Here is a 17,280-nt window from a genome sequence, read left to right as displayed (position 1 = left end):
GGAATTTAGTATAATGACTTGTAAAAATACGTTTCTTTTTGAAATATATAAATTTAAACCGCAAAAAACAATTCCAATTCGTGGAGTGTCTCTTTTGTAGTTGGCATGTCCTTAACCAATTCCCCTTTATTCAATGCGACAATTCTATCACAAACTTCAACTGTATGTTGCAAATCATGACTAGAAACCAGCACCGTTATGTTTGGATTGTCGGCCAATTCTTTAATGATTTTTTTTAATCTATTTACCGTTGTTGGATCTAAATTGGCAAAAGGTTCGTCCAAAATAATCACTTCAGGATTCCCGATCAAAGTTGCAATGATTCCCACTTTCTTTTGATTACCTTTTGATAAATCGCGTAAATATTTTTTGTTTTTAAGAATTTCACCGTTGAAGAATTCTTCATATTGAATCAATAGTGCATCAACATCCGCTTTGTTTTGGCCTCTTAAATCACCTATGAAATAGAAGTATTCTTCGGGAGTTAAGTAGCCTATCAGAAAACTTTCATCCAGAAAAGAAGCCGTAAAAGGTTTCCAGTCCTCACTGGTATTCACCTGAATTTCATTGTTTAAAATATGCCCCGTTGTAGGCTGAATTAAATCCAATAACAAACTGAAAAAAGTGGTTTTTCCTGCACCGTTATTACCAACTAATCCAAAACTTTGACCTTTTGGAATTTCTAATGATTCTATATTTAATACCGAGGTTCCATTGTATTTTTTGGAAAGGTTATTTACTTGTATCATGATAATTGTAAATTTTTAGATTTTAAATGGAGCGTTAAAAACTCTCTTATTTCGAAGTTGACTATTTTTGCTTATAAGCCGCTATAGTCTCATATTTTTCTTTTTTATAAATCTTTTCGATGAATTTAAAAGCCTGGTTTTTTAGGGCTAACCCCAAAAGACCAACAAATGCAACAAGTACTAAACCTAAATTGGTACTCATCAAATGAATTCCTAGCCAATACAATCCTATAGGCAATACCAATTTAGGAATAGAAAGCAACATCGTGTTTGTACTAAAGGCTTTTTTGTCGCCAAAAGCACCTTTTGACATCGATAAATCGATTGGTGTTTTTGTAAAAGCACCTCCCAATAGAACCAATAATGAATTGACTCCAATATTATAAATGGCACCAACTACAATAATCAAATAAACATGCCAACCAAAATACAAATAAAAAGAGGCCAAAATAGTTGAAATAACTGTACCAATAACAATTAACCACCACTTTGAATTCAAATACCCTCGATACGGAATATTCTGAGTCATCATTAATTGGTAATACGAACTATCCCAACTTGGAACAAACTGCCCGAAAGTGAATAAAAACCCTCCAGAAACAAATATTCCTGCAAAAATTTGCATCACCGGCGGTTGATGTGAATTACTGTTGAAAAAAATCAAACCATAAAACAAGAACATAATACTTAACCCAACGGTAGTTTTAGATCGTTTATTTCTTTTGATCAATTTAATATCGTTTTTCAAAAACGTTCCTAAGGTTCCAAATTGGTTCAACCAAGTGAGCTGTTCAGTTTTGGCTACATCATTTTTGACAGTTAATCCGGCATCCAGATACAAATCCCCTTTTAGATAAGTATATGTCCAATAATACAATCCCAACATAACCAAAACAGGAATCGAAAAAGCCCATTTGGTATGGAATAATGCTTCAAAAATTGGATACGTGTAATTGGTTATATCAAAGAGTTTGTAGTATTGACAACCCGCTAAAATCACAACAATAGTGATAAATATTCCCAATAAGTTGTCTTTATTGTTCAATAAAATATTCAAAAAATTATTGACAAATACAATTGAATAAAGAGCAGTCAACCAAAGTAATACGCTTATAACATCATAGCCCTCATAAATTAAAACTGCCGAAAAAGGCAGAAAGAAAAAAGCATGAACTATATTAAAAAACGATAATCCTGTTTTTCCTAAAGAGAAATGTACAATAGTTGATCGTTTGAATGGCATAGTCAACAATGGGCGAATGTTCATGACCGGAATCGCCTGCAGCAAAAGTCGAACAATCAAATCCATCAAGAAGTAGTACACTAAAAATTTGTTTACGGTAACCAACGGATCCAGTTTCATTTCCTTAAGGATATAAAAAGCGCCTACTCCCAAGGCTAAAAAAACTAATGTAAAATATAGGACCAGAAATCCCATTAAAATTTTCAAGGCCAAATTCGTAGCGAACGAAGCAGATCTCGTAAAGGATTTCCATTCGAGATAAATAAATTTTGTAAACATGGTTATTGGTTTGGTTTTGCAAATAAGTAGTTTAGAGTAGGAAAATGTTACGCTTTATGCAAAGAATATTCTGGATATGTTTTTTCTAAGTCACTTGCAACTCGCTTAGGAATAATTATTAATTGAATAAAAACAAGCAACCCCACTAAAACAAAAGCAATTTCCGCAAGGATTACACTCCATCCTGAGGGTACAAAGTTGTCTCGAAAAGGATTGAAAAAATTTATTATCATTGAAGGTAATAAAAACAACATAAGACTAACTCGGTTGAGCATAATGTCTTCAAAAAGCCATTTCAACCTAGTTTCCTTAGCTTTTTTCTTGAAATAGTATCGTTTTTTAAAAGTAAAAAATCCAGAAACCAATAAAAAAAAGACAACAACAGTTGGAAAAAAATCCGTACTAGCAATCAATTGATTTATAGTATGAACTCCAAAAACTAAAGCCACAGTCAATATGATTTTGGGTAAGCCGAAAAATTCTTTGTAATAACTCCAAATAAGACGGGTGTATTTCTTATTCAAAAATTTTTGTCTTTCCTCTACCACATGCATAAAACCAAAAACACCAAATTTCTGGAATTCTTTGTTTAGGATTTCTTCAAAGTTTCGATTTGGGTTTTGTTCCGATTCATGTTCAATAGCATTTGCCAAATGATCCACTAATTCCGATTGTAAATCATACCATTCTACATAATGCCGACGAGTGAAAGCATATAATTGATCTATTTGTTGGGCTGTGAGTTTCATATTGCTACGTGAATTTTATTTTTTTTACGAATTGTAAATGTTGGTAGGCTAACCCTAAACAAAAAAGAGAATACACAAATAAAAAAGACAACAATAAAACAAAGAACAGGCTAGTTCCAAAATCCCAAATACTCAATTTTATTGGGATAAACCCTAATCCATAAAAAATTAAATAAATAAAGAAAACAGTAGCGTTTTTATTGAAATAAAGACTGAAGGAAGTTTTTATATTTGATTTGAAAATCAAAAATTTAAAAATGATTATTGAAAGTGAAATAGCCAAACACATTATTTTGAAAATCTGTATTGTAATAGTATAATCAAATTTATTTTGTTTTCCATTAAAAAAATAAGCAAAAAAAAGTGTTGGTAGAAGTGCAATTAAAAGTGCTTTTAATTGTAATCGTTTAGTTGTTCTAACCCATTTATCTAAAACAATTTTTGGAGAAGAATTAATTAGTCCAACCCAATGGGAGGAACTAGGCCTTAATTGTTCCTTCCAGTTTTCAAATACATTATGCAAAGCTACTTCAAAAGGAACTCCTTGAATGCTTATTCTTTCCTCAATTTCAGAAGCAATATGATCAGTTAACTCCAATTTAATATCATCATATTGGATACCGTTTAAAACTAAAGTTTCTTCTATTTTTACGATTTGTTTTACTGTTAATTTCATTTTTTAAAAAAATTAAAATTCAAGTTTTGGATTGACTAAACTCTGCATGTTTCGAATAAAATCCTCCAGTTCTGATAATCTGTTTACGGTTTCGGTAGTGCCTTTTTCTGTGAGTTTATAATATTTTCGCAATCTATTATCCACTTTTTCAATCTCAACATCCAGTATGCCTTCCGCCTCCAATTTGTGCAAAGCAGGATACAACGCCCCTTCGGTAATCTGCAATTCACCTTGCGTAATTGCTTTTACCTTTTGGGTAATTTCATAGCCGTACATCTTACCGTTTTCTTCCAGCAATTTCATAATAATGGTATTGAGACTGCCTTTATACAACTGTGAATTTTTCATTTATCGATCATTACGAAGTTCTTATTGTTCTCTAATTATCTTACAAAGATACATAAGATTCTTATACATAATTAAATTAGGTATAAAAAATTTCAAACTGCATCACTTTTAGGAAACTAATTGGTTTAGTATCTTTGCAAAAAAACATTCCTATGCCATCCTTCCTAAAATTGATTGTAAAAGAAGTAAAACGCGAAACCAAAGACGCTGTTTCTATACTTTTTAATGTACCAGAAGAACTAAAACCCAACTATACATTTATTGCTGGTCAATATATAAACTTACGCCTGACATTAGATAATACTGAGATTCGTCGTGCCTATTCTATTTGTTCTGCTCCTACAAGTGGAGAATTACGAATTGCTGTAAAAGCCGTAAAAGATGGTGCTTTTTCTCAATTTGCCAATAGTAAATTAAAAGCCGGAGATGTTCTAGAAGTAGGAAAACCTGAAGGAAAATTCACTTTTGAACCCGAAATTGATCGTCAAAAAAATTATATTGCTTTTGTGGCAGGTAGTGGAATTACTCCCGTTTTATCAATTATAAAATCGGTTTTGAAAGGCGAACCTAAAAGTTCATTTGTCTTGGTTTATGGAAATAAATCTCCCGAACAAACCATTTTTCATCAAGAATTACACGACTTACAACTGCAATATGTAGGTCGTCTTTTTGTACATTATGTGTATAGTCAAGTAAATGTCGAAAATACTTTGTTCGGTAGAATTGACAAATCCGTTGTAAACTTTGCCTTGAACAATAAACATGCAGCATTGGATTTTGAAAAATTCTACTTGTGTGGTCCAGAAGAAATGATAAATACCGTTTCAGGTATTTTGAAAGAAAAAAACGTGAGAGATTCGGCGATAAAATTCGAACTTTTCAAAACCTCTTCACATGAAAACACCATTGAAGAGGCATTAGTTGGACATTCAAAAATTACCGTTATGGTCGATGATGATGAGACAACTTTCGAAATGTCACAAAAACAAACCATACTTGAGGCATCCCTAAAACAAGGAATTGATGCACCTTATTCATGTCAAGGAGGTATCTGTAGTAGCTGTTTGGCTCGTGTAACATCTGGAGCAGCCTTAATGAAGAAAAATTCTATCCTTACCGACAGCGAAATTGAAGAAGGTTTAATCCTGACTTGTCAAGCGCATCCAACCACTCCAACTATTCGAGTTGATTATGATGATGTTTAAAATAGTATAAATGATAGTAAAAACTTCTCTTTTCAGAGAAGTTTTTTATTTTATAAGTGGTTGTTTTTTTGTTATATTAGTAAAATAAATTAGACTAATCTTGATATCCCTAATTTTGGATAGGTTTGTCTGATAAATCTCTAATTTACATTGTTGCAGTAAGTTTAATAAAAAACTAAATACCATGACAATCCACCACCACATCCACCTGCATTTTATTTCGCTATTTGCGATAACAGCTTTTTTGTGCGCCATCGTAATAATTAAAAAATCGAGAAATAAAAAAGTACCAAAATTGCTTACAAAAGAAAAATACAATTCTACAATGACTGGGAAAATGGAAGAAATAACACCCGCAGAAGTGATTATTTTTAATATTTGGCCTTATGTAGATAAATTAAAATCGATCAAAATTCTATCGAAAAAAATTAAAGAACAGGAACTGATATATAAAATTTATCATAATTCTACAGGGGAATTTGAACACATTCTACTATCTACCGAAAAAGATAATAATTTTGTTGTAATTGTTGTAGATAGAAGCAAAAAGAAAATAATGGGTTATTTTCTTCTTGATTTGAATGGAGAATATAACTTAGTTGCTTAATTTTTACTTAATCAAAGACAAGCCAAAAAATGAAATAAAAAAGACAACGAAAATTGTCTTTTTTTTGTGCATTGTTGGACAGAACAAAATTCTATTATAAAAGCTTTGTTTGAATACTGGAAACTACTTTCTCAACAGGAATAGTTCGCATGGCATCTCCATAACCCTCCACTTTTTTATTGCCGTAAACAGATGTTGGTAATTTTGGGTACAAATTTCTATCCGAAACCAAGGCATTTTCCAAGGGTTGATTGAATGGGGAAAATCCGGCATAAGGATGAGTAGCGCCCCAAAGCGTAATAACTTTTACCCCAAGCATAGCGGCAATATGGGCATTCCCAGAATCCATAGAAAGCATCACGTCAAGATTAGATATCAATTGCAATTCTTGTGGAAACTTGATTTTTCCAGCCATATTAATGACATTTTCTTTGCCAGAACTTAACGTATTCAAAACTTCGACTTCTTTTTTTCCTCCACCAAAAAGCAAAATGGTATTGTTTTTATCTAATGCTAAAACATCAATTACTTCCTGCATTAAATCCTGAGGATATACTTTGGAATCGTATTGCGCAAAAGGAGCAATCCCGATAAGTTTTTGTTGCGAATTTCCAATTAAATTCAGAATCTGCGAATCCAAAATGGCTTTTTTAGGAAATATTGGATTGGTTAAATCCAAGGAAAATCCAAGTTGTTCAAACACTTTAGCGTGTCTTTCAAACATTGTGGTCAATGGTTTGAAAATTTTATTTTCGGCACTTGTCAGGGCTTTTTTCTCGTCTCTTCCTTTATCAACCGAAGCTATTTTTTTTCCGCTTACAGCAAAAAGTGTTCGTACTACTTTTGAACGAAGCACATTGTGCAAATCAGCAAAAGCATCAATATTCAACGCTGTTAAATCCTGATACAATTTACAAAGCCCCAAGAATCCTTTATGTCTTTCTTTTTCATCAAAATCAAAAAAAGAGAGATTGGGAATTCCTTCAAAAAAAGGTTTGAAAAAAGGTCTGGAAACTACCGTGATTTTTACTTCTGGAAATTGATTCACAAAAGCACGTAAAACAGGAACTGTCATGGCGACATCCCCCATTGCGGAAAGTCTCATGACGGCTATATGTTTAATTTTTGGAGACAAATTAGTTGCCAAAAAACTACTTTTTATTTTGATACAAAACAGGATTCAATTCATCATCATTGTACATTTTCATTTGTTTGTACACTTTCATGAATTTATCGCCATTTTCGATGTCTTTCAATAAATCATCAATTGCCATTGACAAATCAGATCTTTGTTCCAAAAGGATGTTTAATTTGGCTTGACATTTGTCTCTATGGTCTTGTGAAGCTTCTGCACGAGTTGCTTCTTCATTCATATGATAAATTTTTAGTGCCAAAATAGACAACCTGTCAAAAGCCCAAGCTGGACTTTCTGAGTTGATTTTTGCATCATTCTTAACAGCAACATGGCTGTATTTTTGAAGAAAATAACTATCGATATATTCAACCATATCGGTGCGCTCCTGATTCGAAGCATCGATTCTTCTTTTTAGAGTCAAAGCTGCAACTGGATCAATGTTCGGGTCACGAATAATATCTTCAAAGTGCCATTGCACAGTGTCTATCCAGTTTTTTAGATACAACAAATGTTCGAATTTATCTTTTGGAAAAGGATTATTTATAGGCTGGTCAACATTATCAAATTGGTGATAATCTTTTATACTTTGCTCAAATACTGAATAAGCTAATTTTGAAAACATATCTTATGATTTTAGAAATACAAAGATACTTTTTATACTTTTGATAGTATAAAAAAAACTCCACAAATTAAATTTCTAATAACAACTTCATGGAAATTCATTATTTATCAGAAAAAAACAGTGTGCTTAACCACTTTTTGAGCCAAATTCGGAATATCGAAGTTCAAAAAGACAGTATGCGATTTCGCAGAAATATTGAACGCATTGGAGAGATTATGGCTTATGAAATGAGTCAGTCTTTTCATTACAGAGATATTGAGATAACAACTCCTCTTGGCGTTAAAAAAACAACTGAAATTGCAGATCAACTAGTTGTATGTTCCATTTTAAGGGCAGGATTAACTTTGCACCAAGGCTTTTTGAACTATTTTGACAGTGCCGAAAATGGTTTTATTTCGGCCTATAGGCACCATCCAAACCATGATGATTTCTTCGATATTCTGGTAGAATACCAAGCTATTGCTGATATTAACGGGAAAAATGTTTTGTTGGTAGACCCTATGCTGGCAACTGGTCAATCTATTGTGGCTGTTTATAATAAACTGATGGAAAGAGGTACTCCAAAAGAGCTTCATATTGCCGTGATTATTGCTGCTCCAGAAGGAATTTTGCATCTAAAACAAAATTTACCTGACACCTGCCATCTTTGGATCGCTTCTCTGGACGAAAAACTCAATGACAAAAGTTATATTGTTCCTGGTATTGGAGATGCCGGAGATTTGGCTTATGGAGATAAACTATAATTGAGAGAAAAAAGTAAAAAAACTACAAGCCAAAAGGACAAACAAAACAATTTCTTCTTTTAATTTTGGTTGTGATATCTCGATATGGGACGTCGCCATTATTGCCAATGGCGCAAAAGTAAAGACCAATAATTCATTGCTTTTATTGGCTGATAAAACAAAAACTAAAATTCCAATAAAAAACGAAGCAATTACTTTTTTATAAGAAGACAATAATACTAAAGGTCTGCTAGATAACGTAGTAAACATTGATATTACAAAAAACAAAGCTATTGTGGCGTAAATAGAAAAAGCTGCATTTTGATAATTATTGGTAAAGTAGTCAAGACTTAAACTGATTTTGCTTTTTTCCAGTAAAAATGCAATACTGTGTATCTCAAAAATTAAGGAGCATAAAACAAATAAAATTGATACTGCAAAAAGGGCAATAAAAGGAATAACCCAGTTTCTATAATCTCTGGAAACGTGGAATATTACGGATATAAAAACCAAAAGAATATACAAAATACTCCAAAATTGAAATAAAGCCGCTATAAAAATCCACAATGACGCATCAAAAAGTTTCTCTTTTGTTTCTTTTAAAGTTTGTAAAGAAACAAGTCGCCTAATAGCCAATAAAATAAAAAAATTGGCAAGAATCAGATTTGTGTTATCTAATAAATCTGGGAAAAAAAGCAAAAATAAAAAATAAAAAAAAGCAGTATAAGTACTGTCTCTGCTCAGCCCATTGCGTTTTGAAATAAAACTGCTCAGGAAAATAGTTCCCAATAAAATCAACACTAATCCTGTTTTTTGAAGAATAGAAATAACAGAATTTGTCCAAGTCACATCTTGAATTTGATATAGAAAAAAGAAAACCAGCATTAAAATAATCACCAAAGAAAAATTTAATGGTGTAGATTTTTTAAAAACACTTGTTATCATAAGGATATTTTATACTTTTGTGACTGTAAATATAATACTTGTTTAAAAAGGAATGGGACAAGATTAAAAAAGATTCAATAGAAAATTTGTTTTTTGCCGTTCTAAATTCCAAAACATAAAATAATAAAATAAAAGAGATACATTATGACATCATTTTTTGAAGGAATACAATACTTATTTGTAAACATTTTATTCGCTCCTTTAGACTTTTTACGTTCATTAGAGCTAAAAACATGGTTTGGTGCCAATACTATCAACTGGATCTTTATGATTATTTGTTCAGTTGCTATAGTTTATTGGATTAAACAATTGAAATTACATAAAGAAAATGGAGAAGAGTTTCAAGACACAACAGCTCATTCTTTCTTGGATAAATAAATTCATTATCAAATAAAACAAAAACACGAATTGAACATAATTATAAGTTCAATTCGTGTTTTTTTGTTTTTAGATTAAATCAAATCCAATGTCTTTTCTGAAATTCATTTTGTCAAAATGCAATTGATTTACATTTTTATACGATTTATCTAAAGCTTCTTGAAAATTATCTCCATAAGAAGTAATAGCCATTACCCTTCCACCATTACTTACCACATTTCCGTTATCCAATTTGGTTCCTGCATGAAAAACAATAGAATCAGTAACTGTTTCTAATCCAGTAATTATTTTTCCTTTTTCAAAATCTTCAGGATATCCACCAGAAACAATCATAACTGTAGTCGCACTTCTTTCGTCAACTTCCAGGTTGAATTCATCCAGTTTTTCATTAGCTACAGCCAAAAACAATTCAACTAAATCCGATTTTAATCTAGGAACGACAACCTCGGTTTCAGGATCTCCCATTCTTACATTGTATTCGATAACAATTGGTTCATTGTTGACATTGATCAATCCAATAAATACAAACCCTTTATATGGAATTCCGTCTTTTTGAAAACCTTCGATGGTAGGTTTTACTATGCGTGTTTCTATTTTTTCCATCAAAACAGCATCAACATAAGGAACTGGAGAAACAGCTCCCATCCCGCCTGTGTTCAAACCTGTATCACCTTCGCCTATGCGTTTGTAATCTTTGGCTGTTGGCAAAATTTTATAGCTTTTTCCGTCTGTCAACACAAAACAGCTCAATTCTATTCCATCAAGAAATTCTTCGATCACTACTTTCGAACTTGCTGCACCAAACTTTTGGTTTACCAACATATTTCTTAATTCAGATTTTGCTTCCGCCAAATCCTGAATGATTAAAACTCCTTTTCCTGCAGCCAAACCATCTGCTTTCAATACATACGGAGGTTGCAATGTTTCTAGAAACTTACATCCTTTTTCAACAGTTGCGGCAGTAAAACTATCATAAGCTGCTGTTGGAATTTTGTGTTTCATCAAAAATTCTTTGGCAAACTCTTTGCTTCCTTCTAATGTTGCCCCAATTTTTGAAGGCCCAATTACCGGAATATTCTTTAACTCTGGATCATTTAGGAAAAAATCATAAATCCCTTTTACTAAAGGATCTTCGGGCCCAACAACTACCATTTCTATATTTTCCTTGATTACCAATGCTTTTATGGCGTCAAAATCAGTAGCACTGATATCAATGTTTTTTGCAATTTGAGCAGTTCCAGCGTTTCCTGGGGCTACAAAAAGGGTGTCACAAAGTGGACTTTGAATCATTTTCCAAGCAAAAGCATGTTCTCTTCCTCCTGATCCTAATAGTAAAATATTCATGATGTAGTTATTTAGTTGCATTGCTGTCTTTTGACAGATGGTGCAAAAATAATTGCTTTTGAACGTAAAAAATAATTATATGTCAAAAAGTTGTAACTAAATCATCAATAGTTGTGGCTAAACATTATTTTTGACAAAATTTCTCTTCCGATGTTCAAAATATTCGACTTAACACTTCAAATAAACGGTTTTCCAATGAAGGAAGCCAAGTCTGAATTGCAAAAAATAATTGCCATTCCAGAGGAAGAATACGGTCAATTCATTGAACAAAAAAAATTGGAAATTGTCAATTTTCATTTAAAAAATAATTCCTCCTATCAAAAACTTGTTGATAAATCCTCTTTCAATAATTGGAATGATTTGCCTATAATGACCAAGAAAAACTTTCAAAAACCCTTAATCGAAAGACTTTCAAATGGATTTTCTTTAAATAATGTCTATATCAATAAAACATCTGGTTCAAGCGGTAATCCGTTTATTTTTGCCAAAGACAAATTTTCGCACGCCTTAACCTGGGCAAACATCATCAATCGTTTTGGTTGGCACGGGATTGATTTTAATACATCTTATCAAGCTCGTTTTTACGGAATTCCATTAGATTTTATTGGGAACCGAAAAGAAAGATTCAAAGATTTTTTAAGTCACCGGTATCGATTTCCAATATTCAATTTATCCGATAAAATTTTAGAGCGATTTTTAAATGATTTTAAAACCAAAAAAATCGACTACATCAATGGTTATACGAGTTCAATTGTTTTATTTGCCAAATTTTTACAACAAAAAAACATTGTTTTAAAAGCTATTTGTCCGACTTTGACAGTTTGTGTAGTAACTTCTGAAATGCTTTTTGACGAAGACAAAATCCTGTTAGAAAAACAATTTGGCATTCCAATTGTCAATGAATATGGAGCTTCGGAACTGGATTTGATTGCTTTTCAAAATCCTAAAGGAGAATGGCAAGTCAATTCGGAAACACTATTTGTGGAAATTTTGGACGAAAACAACACTGTTTTGCCTTACGGAAAAGAAGGTCGTGTCGTCATAACTTCTTTGTACAACAAAGCACATCCATTTATCCGATACGATATTGGCGACATTGGGATATTGGACGAAAAAAGCACTTTGAAAAAACCCATTCTCAAAAAATTAATTGGCAGAACCAATGATGTTGCTATTCTGCCAAGCGGTAAAAAATCGCCTGGATTGACTTTTTATTACGTAACCAAAAGTATAATAGAAGACGACGGCAATGTAAAAGAATTTGTTATCAAACAAACTAAAATCGATACTTTTGACATTGAATATGTTAGCAGAACCGAATTGAATTTGGAACAAATTCAAAAAATTGAAGCCGCAATTGCTTTATATTTGGAAAAAGGGCTCGTTTTTACATTCATTAGAAAAGAAAAACTGGCGCGAAGCAAAAGTGGAAAATTAAAACAGTTTGTTTCGTTAATTAAAGAAATAGCATAATGAAAATCACCATAGTCGCAGGCGCGAGACCCAATTTTATCAAAATTGCACCCATTATCAAAGCAATTGAAAAAAAGCAGAATGTAGGGGCAAACGTTTCTTATCGATTGGTACATACCGGTCAACATTATGATAAAAACCTAAGCGATACTTTTTTTGAAGAATTAAATATTCCTAAACCCAACAGTAATTTAGAGGTAAAAAGTGGTTCGCAAGCAGAACAAACCGGTGCCATAATGGTAGCTTTTGAAAAAGAATTATTGCAAAATCCTTGTGATTTGGTTTTGGTGGTTGGCGATGTAAATTCGACAATGGCTTGCGCTATTGTAGCCAAAAAACAAAACATAAAAGTCGCTCACGTCGAAGCCGGAATTCGTTCTGGCGATATGACAATGCCTGAAGAAATCAATCGAATCGTAACCGACAGCATCACCGACTATTTCTTTACCACCTCAACCTCAGCATCCGAAAACCTGTTAAAATATGGTGTTGATGAAGCCAATATTCATTTTGTGGGCAATGTGATGATTGATACTTTATATCAAAATTTAAACAAAATTTCCGCACCACTTTTTTGGGATAAATTCCAATTGGAAAATGGAAACTATGTCATTCTTACCCTACATCGTCCATCAAACGTGGATGAAGAACAATCTTTAATTCAATTACTCCAAGGCATTGATAAAATGGCTGATGACAAAAAAGTAATTTTTCCCATTCACCCAAGAACAAAAGCTATTTTGGGAGAAACAAATTTGAAATTGAAAAACATTCTTTTTGTCGAGCCGCAAGGTTATCTAAATTTTATGTATCTCATCAAAAATAGTTTTGCCGTTATTACTGATTCTGGTGGAATTTCGGAAGAAACTACCGTTATGGGAATTCCGTGTTTTACGATGCGAAACAACACCGAAAGACCCGAAACACAAAGCATTGGAACCAATACTTTAGTAGGGACTTCAATCGAAAATTTGAAAGACCTATTTGGAGAATTTCTTGAAAATGGAAGAAAAAAAGCTGGAATTCCAGAACTTTGGGACGGAAAAGCCTCTGAAAGAATAATTGACATCCTGCTTCAAAAATAATGGAAGAAATCCTCATCATATCGAATTATTATCCACCCGAAAAAGGGGCTGCCGCCAATAGAATTGAGCAATTGGCGCTTAAGTTAAATCAAAACAATTACAAAGTTTCCGTTCTTTGTCCGCTGGGAAATTACCCAAAAGGGGAATTATTTCCTGAATACAAAGGAAAATTTTCGGTAACGGAAAATCTTCAGAATATTACCGTAAAACGGCTTTGGATCTATCCGAGTGTTAGTAAAAACATCTTCAAAAGAACGCTTTCCGTTTTGTCGTTTTCTACTATGCTTTTTTTCTATTTATTGTTCAAAAAAACACCACATAAAGTTGTCGTTCAATCGCCCCCTTTATTATTGTCGTTTGTCTCAGTTTTGATACTTTCGCTAATGCGAAAAAAAATCATATTGAATGTTTCAGATTTGTGGCCTTTGGCTGCCATTGAATTGAAAGCACTGAAAAAAGGAAGTTTTTCACATAAAGTCTCTTTATTTTTTGAACGATTTATATATTCAAAAGCAACTCTAATATTCGGTCAATCTAACGAAATTATCACTCACATTCATTCTTTTTTTCCAGAAAAAAAATGTCATTTGTACCGCAATTTTCCCGAACATCAAACTACGGAAATGCATTTTACAACCAATAAAAATGAGCCCATAAAAATATTTTATGCTGGACTGTTGGGCTTAGCACAAGGTGTTTTCGAATTATGCCAAAAAATTGAATTGCAAGATGTCAACATCGAATTGCACATTTTTGGCGATGGTGCAGAAAAAACGCAAATCGAGGATCTAATCAAACAAAATCCTGAGAAAAAAATCTTCTTCCATGGAATGTTGGAGCGCAATATTCTACATGAGAAACTACAAACTTTTGATATTGCTATTGTTCCGTTGAAAACAAGAATTTATGGCTCTGTTCCTTCAAAGATATTCGAATATGGGGCATTGGGCTTTCCTGTGCTTTATTTTGGTGGTGGTGAAGGAGAAGCGATCGTGAAAGAAAATAATTTAGGTTGGGTTGCCCAAGTTGGAAATTTTGAAAGTTTAAATACTGCTTTAATCGAAATCTCAAAAACAGGGAAAGAACCCATTCAAATGTTAAAAAAACAAGTTTTTGATTATGCCGAAAATCATTTTAATCTCGATTTTCAAATTAAAAATTTAATCAATAAGGAGGTGTTTTAATATGCTTTTTTATCACCTTTTAAAGTATTATAAATGGTGTTGAAAATGATTTTAAAATCCAACAAAAGGGACCATTTTTCTATATAAAAAATATCATACCTCACCCTGTTTATAATATCGTTGTCTGTTTCAACTTCTCCACGAAACCCTTTGGTTTGTGCCAAGCCCGTTATGCCTGGTTTTATAAAATGACGCACCATAAATTTATCAATACGCTCTGCATACATATTGGTATGGCTTACCATGTGCGGCCTTGGCCCAACTACAGACATATCTCCCAATAAAACATTGAAAAATTGTGGCAATTCATCCATACTTGTTTTTCGGATAAACTTACCAACTTTTGTGATTCTTGCATCATTTTTAGAGACTTGTTCAATATCTGCCAACTCATTTATTTCCATAGATCGAAACTTAAAACAATTAAATTCCCTGCTATTCAAACCATTTCTTTTTTGAACAAAAAATAATGGCCCTTTGGAATCTATTTTAATAATAATGGCCAAAATGGGTGTCAACCATGATAATATACCCAATATGATTATCGTTGAAAAAACAACATCAAAAATGCGTTTGATGATTTTATGTAAGGATTCGTCAAGCGAAATTGTTCTTTGCGAAATTACTGGAATGTAATCATAATATTCGAAAACTGAATTTAAAGAAAGTAATTGCTTTTGATTTGGAATAAACTTAAGTGTTTTCAAATTATTATCTGCAAAAAATATAAAATCTTCTATTTGTTTACTTAACAAATCAGTCATAGAACAGTAAATTTCGTCGATTTTATTGTCTAAAATAAATTGGAAACATTCCTCAAGATATTCTGATTTATGGCTTTCTAAATCAAAAACTTTTATCAATTTATATCCATAATCTGGATTTTCCTCAAAAAATTGCTGCAAAGGATTAGTGCTTTTTTCCTTGCCTACAAGAACCACTGTTCTAAAATTACCACCAAATATAATTCGGTACTTTCTTAAAAAAAAATAAATAAATAATTTAAAACCAAGAACCAGCGCTACCGATCCTATAGTGAATAATAGTATTGTAGACAAACTATATCTTTCTGGGTAAAAATAAGCAAGGGCTAGGCAACACGTTGTGAAAGCGACAGCTTGCTTCAAAGTGCAGTTCAAAATAGCAATTACTTTGGTGTATCTATAGACCTCGTAAAAACCTAAATTGGCAGCAATAATAAACCACGCACAACTAATAAAAAGAGCGTAAAAATCTTGAAAAACTGGAATACCGGAAAAATGTGCAGCAAGGAAATTGATAATTATCAAGTCCAAAATGCGCGAAAAGGGTCTGATGTAACCTGAATATCTTCCTGTTTTAGCTTTCACTAATTGATATACTTAGAAAAATCTTTATGTTCCTCTTTCGATAATTCTTCTTTGGATAATGATTTGAAATAATCATACGTAATTTTCATTCCTTCGGCACGATTTACTTTGGCTTCCCACCCAAGTAATTCTTTCGCTTTGGTGATATCGGGTTGACGTTGCAAAGGATCGTTTATTGGCAATGGATGATAAACTACTTTTTGATTCGTCCCAGTTAATTTTATAATCTCCTCTGCAAAATCTTTGATGGTGATTTCATCTGGATTACCAATGTTTACCGGATATACATAATCTGAATGCAATAGTCTAAAAATTCCCTCTACTTGGTCGTCCACAAAACAAAATGAACGGGTTTGCATTCCGTCTCCAAAAATAGTTAAATCTTCTCCACGAATGGCTTGTCCAATAAACGCAGGAATAACTCGCCCATCATTGAGTCGCATTCTTGGTCCGTACGTATTGAAAATTCGAACAATTCTGGTTTCTACTCCATGAAAGGTATGATACGCCATCGTGATCGATTCCTGAAAACGTTTGGCTTCGTCATACACCCCTCTTGGCCCAATTGTATTTACGTTTCCGTAATATTCTTCAGTCTGAGGGTGAACTAGAGGATCTCCATAAACCTCGGATGTAGAAGCTATAAGAATCCTTGCTTTTTTTACTCTTGCCAGGCCTAATAAATTATGTGTTCCCAACGAACCCACTTTCAAAGTTTGAATTGGAATTTTAAGATAGTCTATAGGACTTGCAGGCGAAGCAAAATGCAAGATATAATCTATCTTTCCCGGAACATGTACAAACTTGGTGATGTCATGGTGGTAAAATTCAAAATGCTCTAATTTGAACAAATGCTCTATATTTTTTAAATCACCCGTGATGAGATTATCCATTCCTATTACATGATAACCTTCTTTGATAAAACGATCACATAAATGAGATCCCAAAAATCCTGCCGCTCCGGTGATAAGTATTCTTTTCATAGTTGATATATACTACTGTAATTAACTTTTGTAATACGCACAAATGTACTAAAATATTTTACCTTTTGATTTACTGATACATGATTAAGCACTAAACATTTTGTCATCAAATCATGTTTAATTAATGCCAAAAACCACACTCTCGATCAAAAAAATTATAGTTAGTCAACTTTAAACTATTTTTGTTCCAATAAAATTAGCAAT

The 17,280-nt window shown here is 32.6% G+C and carries 18 protein-coding genes; 7 read left to right on the top strand and 11 right to left on the bottom strand.

Features of this window, described 5'->3' with window-relative positions; genetic code table 11:
* Nucleotides 1-53: 53 nt before the first annotated feature.
* The 5 genes from C8C85_RS08235 to C8C85_RS08215 form a co-directional block, all read right to left on the bottom strand.
* Nucleotides 54-749, bottom strand: a complete 696-nt coding sequence (locus tag C8C85_RS08235) for an ABC transporter ATP-binding protein (protein WP_116796642.1) — start codon at nt 747-749, stop codon at nt 54-56.
* Between the two features lie 61 nt (nt 750-810).
* Entirely contained in the window at nt 811-2,271 is a 1,461-nt protein-coding gene (locus C8C85_RS08230; RefSeq protein WP_116796641.1) for a DUF5687 family protein, read from the bottom strand.
* Between the two features lie 47 nt (nt 2,272-2,318).
* Nucleotides 2,319-3,020, bottom strand: coding sequence for a hypothetical protein (locus C8C85_RS08225; protein ID WP_116796640.1), 702 nt, complete (start codon nt 3,018-3,020; stop codon nt 2,319-2,321).
* A 4-nt stretch (nt 3,021-3,024) separates the two neighbouring features.
* The gene (locus tag C8C85_RS08220; RefSeq protein ID WP_116796639.1) at nt 3,025-3,696 is read right to left on the bottom strand and encodes a hypothetical protein; all 672 of its coding nucleotides are present in this window, start codon (nt 3,694-3,696) and stop codon (nt 3,025-3,027) included.
* A 12-nt stretch (nt 3,697-3,708) separates the two neighbouring features.
* Nucleotides 3,709-4,044, bottom strand: a complete 336-nt coding sequence (locus C8C85_RS08215; protein ID WP_116796638.1) for a PadR family transcriptional regulator — start codon at nt 4,042-4,044, stop codon at nt 3,709-3,711.
* A 152-nt stretch (nt 4,045-4,196) separates the two neighbouring features.
* Between C8C85_RS08215 and C8C85_RS08210 the strand changes: the two genes are divergently transcribed.
* Together C8C85_RS08210 and C8C85_RS08205 are read left to right on the top strand one after the other, a co-directional pair.
* Nucleotides 4,197-5,249, top strand: coding sequence for a ferredoxin--NADP reductase (locus tag C8C85_RS08210; protein ID WP_116796637.1), 1,053 nt, complete (start codon nt 4,197-4,199; stop codon nt 5,247-5,249).
* Nucleotides 5,250-5,544: 295 nt separating this feature from the next.
* Nucleotides 5,545-5,856 carry a hypothetical protein gene (locus tag C8C85_RS08205; RefSeq protein ID WP_243412090.1) on the top strand — a complete coding sequence of 104 codons (312 nt, stop codon included), beginning with the start codon at nt 5,545-5,547 and terminating at the stop codon, nt 5,854-5,856.
* A 94-nt stretch (nt 5,857-5,950) separates the two neighbouring features.
* On the opposite strand, the gene C8C85_RS08200 is transcribed toward C8C85_RS08205, so the two are convergent.
* Together C8C85_RS08200 and C8C85_RS08195 are read right to left on the bottom strand one after the other, a co-directional pair.
* A complete protein-coding gene (locus C8C85_RS08200) occupies nt 5,951-6,961 on the bottom strand; it encodes a glycosyltransferase family 9 protein (RefSeq protein ID WP_116798435.1) in 1,011 nt (336 codons plus the stop codon).
* Between the two features lie 46 nt (nt 6,962-7,007).
* Nucleotides 7,008-7,613 carry a DUF4254 domain-containing protein gene (locus C8C85_RS08195; protein ID WP_116796635.1) on the bottom strand — a complete coding sequence of 202 codons (606 nt, stop codon included), beginning with the start codon at nt 7,611-7,613 and terminating at the stop codon, nt 7,008-7,010.
* Between the two features lie 89 nt (nt 7,614-7,702).
* Between C8C85_RS08195 and upp the strand changes: the two genes are divergently transcribed.
* Nucleotides 7,703-8,356 (top strand): uracil phosphoribosyltransferase, encoded by a 654-nt coding sequence (gene upp, locus C8C85_RS08190; RefSeq protein WP_116796634.1) that lies wholly within the window; start codon nt 7,703-7,705, stop codon nt 8,354-8,356.
* Here the strand turns inward: upp and C8C85_RS08185 are convergent.
* The gene (locus tag C8C85_RS08185) at nt 8,351-9,280 is read right to left on the bottom strand and encodes a DUF6427 family protein (RefSeq protein WP_116796633.1); all 930 of its coding nucleotides are present in this window, start codon (nt 9,278-9,280) and stop codon (nt 8,351-8,353) included. The genes upp and C8C85_RS08185 overlap by 6 nt on opposite strands.
* Nucleotides 9,281-9,424: 144 nt before the next feature.
* Here C8C85_RS08185 and C8C85_RS08180 point away from each other — a divergent pair, with 144 nt between their 5' ends.
* Nucleotides 9,425-9,658 (top strand): DUF6341 family protein, encoded by a 234-nt coding sequence (locus C8C85_RS08180; RefSeq protein WP_116796632.1) that lies wholly within the window; start codon nt 9,425-9,427, stop codon nt 9,656-9,658.
* Nucleotides 9,659-9,727: 69 nt separating this feature from the next.
* On the opposite strand, the gene purD is transcribed toward C8C85_RS08180, so the two are convergent.
* A complete protein-coding gene (gene purD, locus C8C85_RS08175) occupies nt 9,728-11,002 on the bottom strand; it encodes a phosphoribosylamine--glycine ligase (protein WP_116798434.1) in 1,275 nt (424 codons plus the stop codon).
* A 150-nt stretch (nt 11,003-11,152) separates the two neighbouring features.
* On the opposite strand from purD, the gene C8C85_RS08170 reads away from it, so the two are divergent.
* Genes C8C85_RS08170 through C8C85_RS08160 form a run of 3 tightly spaced genes read left to right on the top strand, consistent with a single transcriptional unit; the run spans nt 11,153 to nt 14,744 of the window.
* Complete coding sequence (locus C8C85_RS08170) at nt 11,153-12,475, top strand: phenylacetate--CoA ligase family protein (protein WP_116796631.1); 1,323 nt, start codon at nt 11,153-11,155, stop codon at nt 12,473-12,475.
* Nucleotides 12,475-13,560, top strand: a complete 1,086-nt coding sequence (gene wecB, locus C8C85_RS08165) for a non-hydrolyzing UDP-N-acetylglucosamine 2-epimerase (RefSeq protein ID WP_116796630.1) — start codon at nt 12,475-12,477, stop codon at nt 13,558-13,560. Before C8C85_RS08170 ends, wecB begins: the two co-directional genes overlap by 1 nt.
* Nucleotides 13,560-14,744 carry a glycosyltransferase family 4 protein gene (locus C8C85_RS08160; RefSeq protein ID WP_116796629.1) on the top strand — a complete coding sequence of 395 codons (1,185 nt, stop codon included), beginning with the start codon at nt 13,560-13,562 and terminating at the stop codon, nt 14,742-14,744. Before wecB ends, C8C85_RS08160 begins: the two co-directional genes overlap by 1 nt.
* Here C8C85_RS08160 and C8C85_RS08155 read toward each other — a convergent pair.
* Together C8C85_RS08155 and C8C85_RS08150 are read right to left on the bottom strand one after the other, a co-directional pair.
* Nucleotides 14,741-16,093: an exopolysaccharide biosynthesis polyprenyl glycosylphosphotransferase gene (locus C8C85_RS08155; protein ID WP_116796628.1), complete on the bottom strand. Its 1,353-nt coding sequence runs from the start codon at nt 16,091-16,093 to the stop codon at nt 14,741-14,743. The two genes, C8C85_RS08160 and C8C85_RS08155, sit on opposite strands and share 4 nt — an antisense overlap.
* Nucleotides 16,093-17,076, bottom strand: a complete 984-nt coding sequence (locus C8C85_RS08150) for a UDP-glucuronic acid decarboxylase family protein (RefSeq protein WP_116796627.1) — start codon at nt 17,074-17,076, stop codon at nt 16,093-16,095. The genes C8C85_RS08155 and C8C85_RS08150 overlap by 1 nt, the downstream gene beginning before the upstream one ends.
* Nucleotides 17,077-17,280 lie beyond the last annotated feature (204 nt).

Origin of the sequence: Flavobacterium sp. 103 (assembly GCF_003096795.1) — a bacterium.
Classification (GTDB): Bacteria; Bacteroidota; Bacteroidia; order Flavobacteriales; family Flavobacteriaceae; genus Flavobacterium.
Note: the sequence above shows the minus strand (reverse complement) of the source record. Positions and strands in the feature narration are given on the sequence as shown.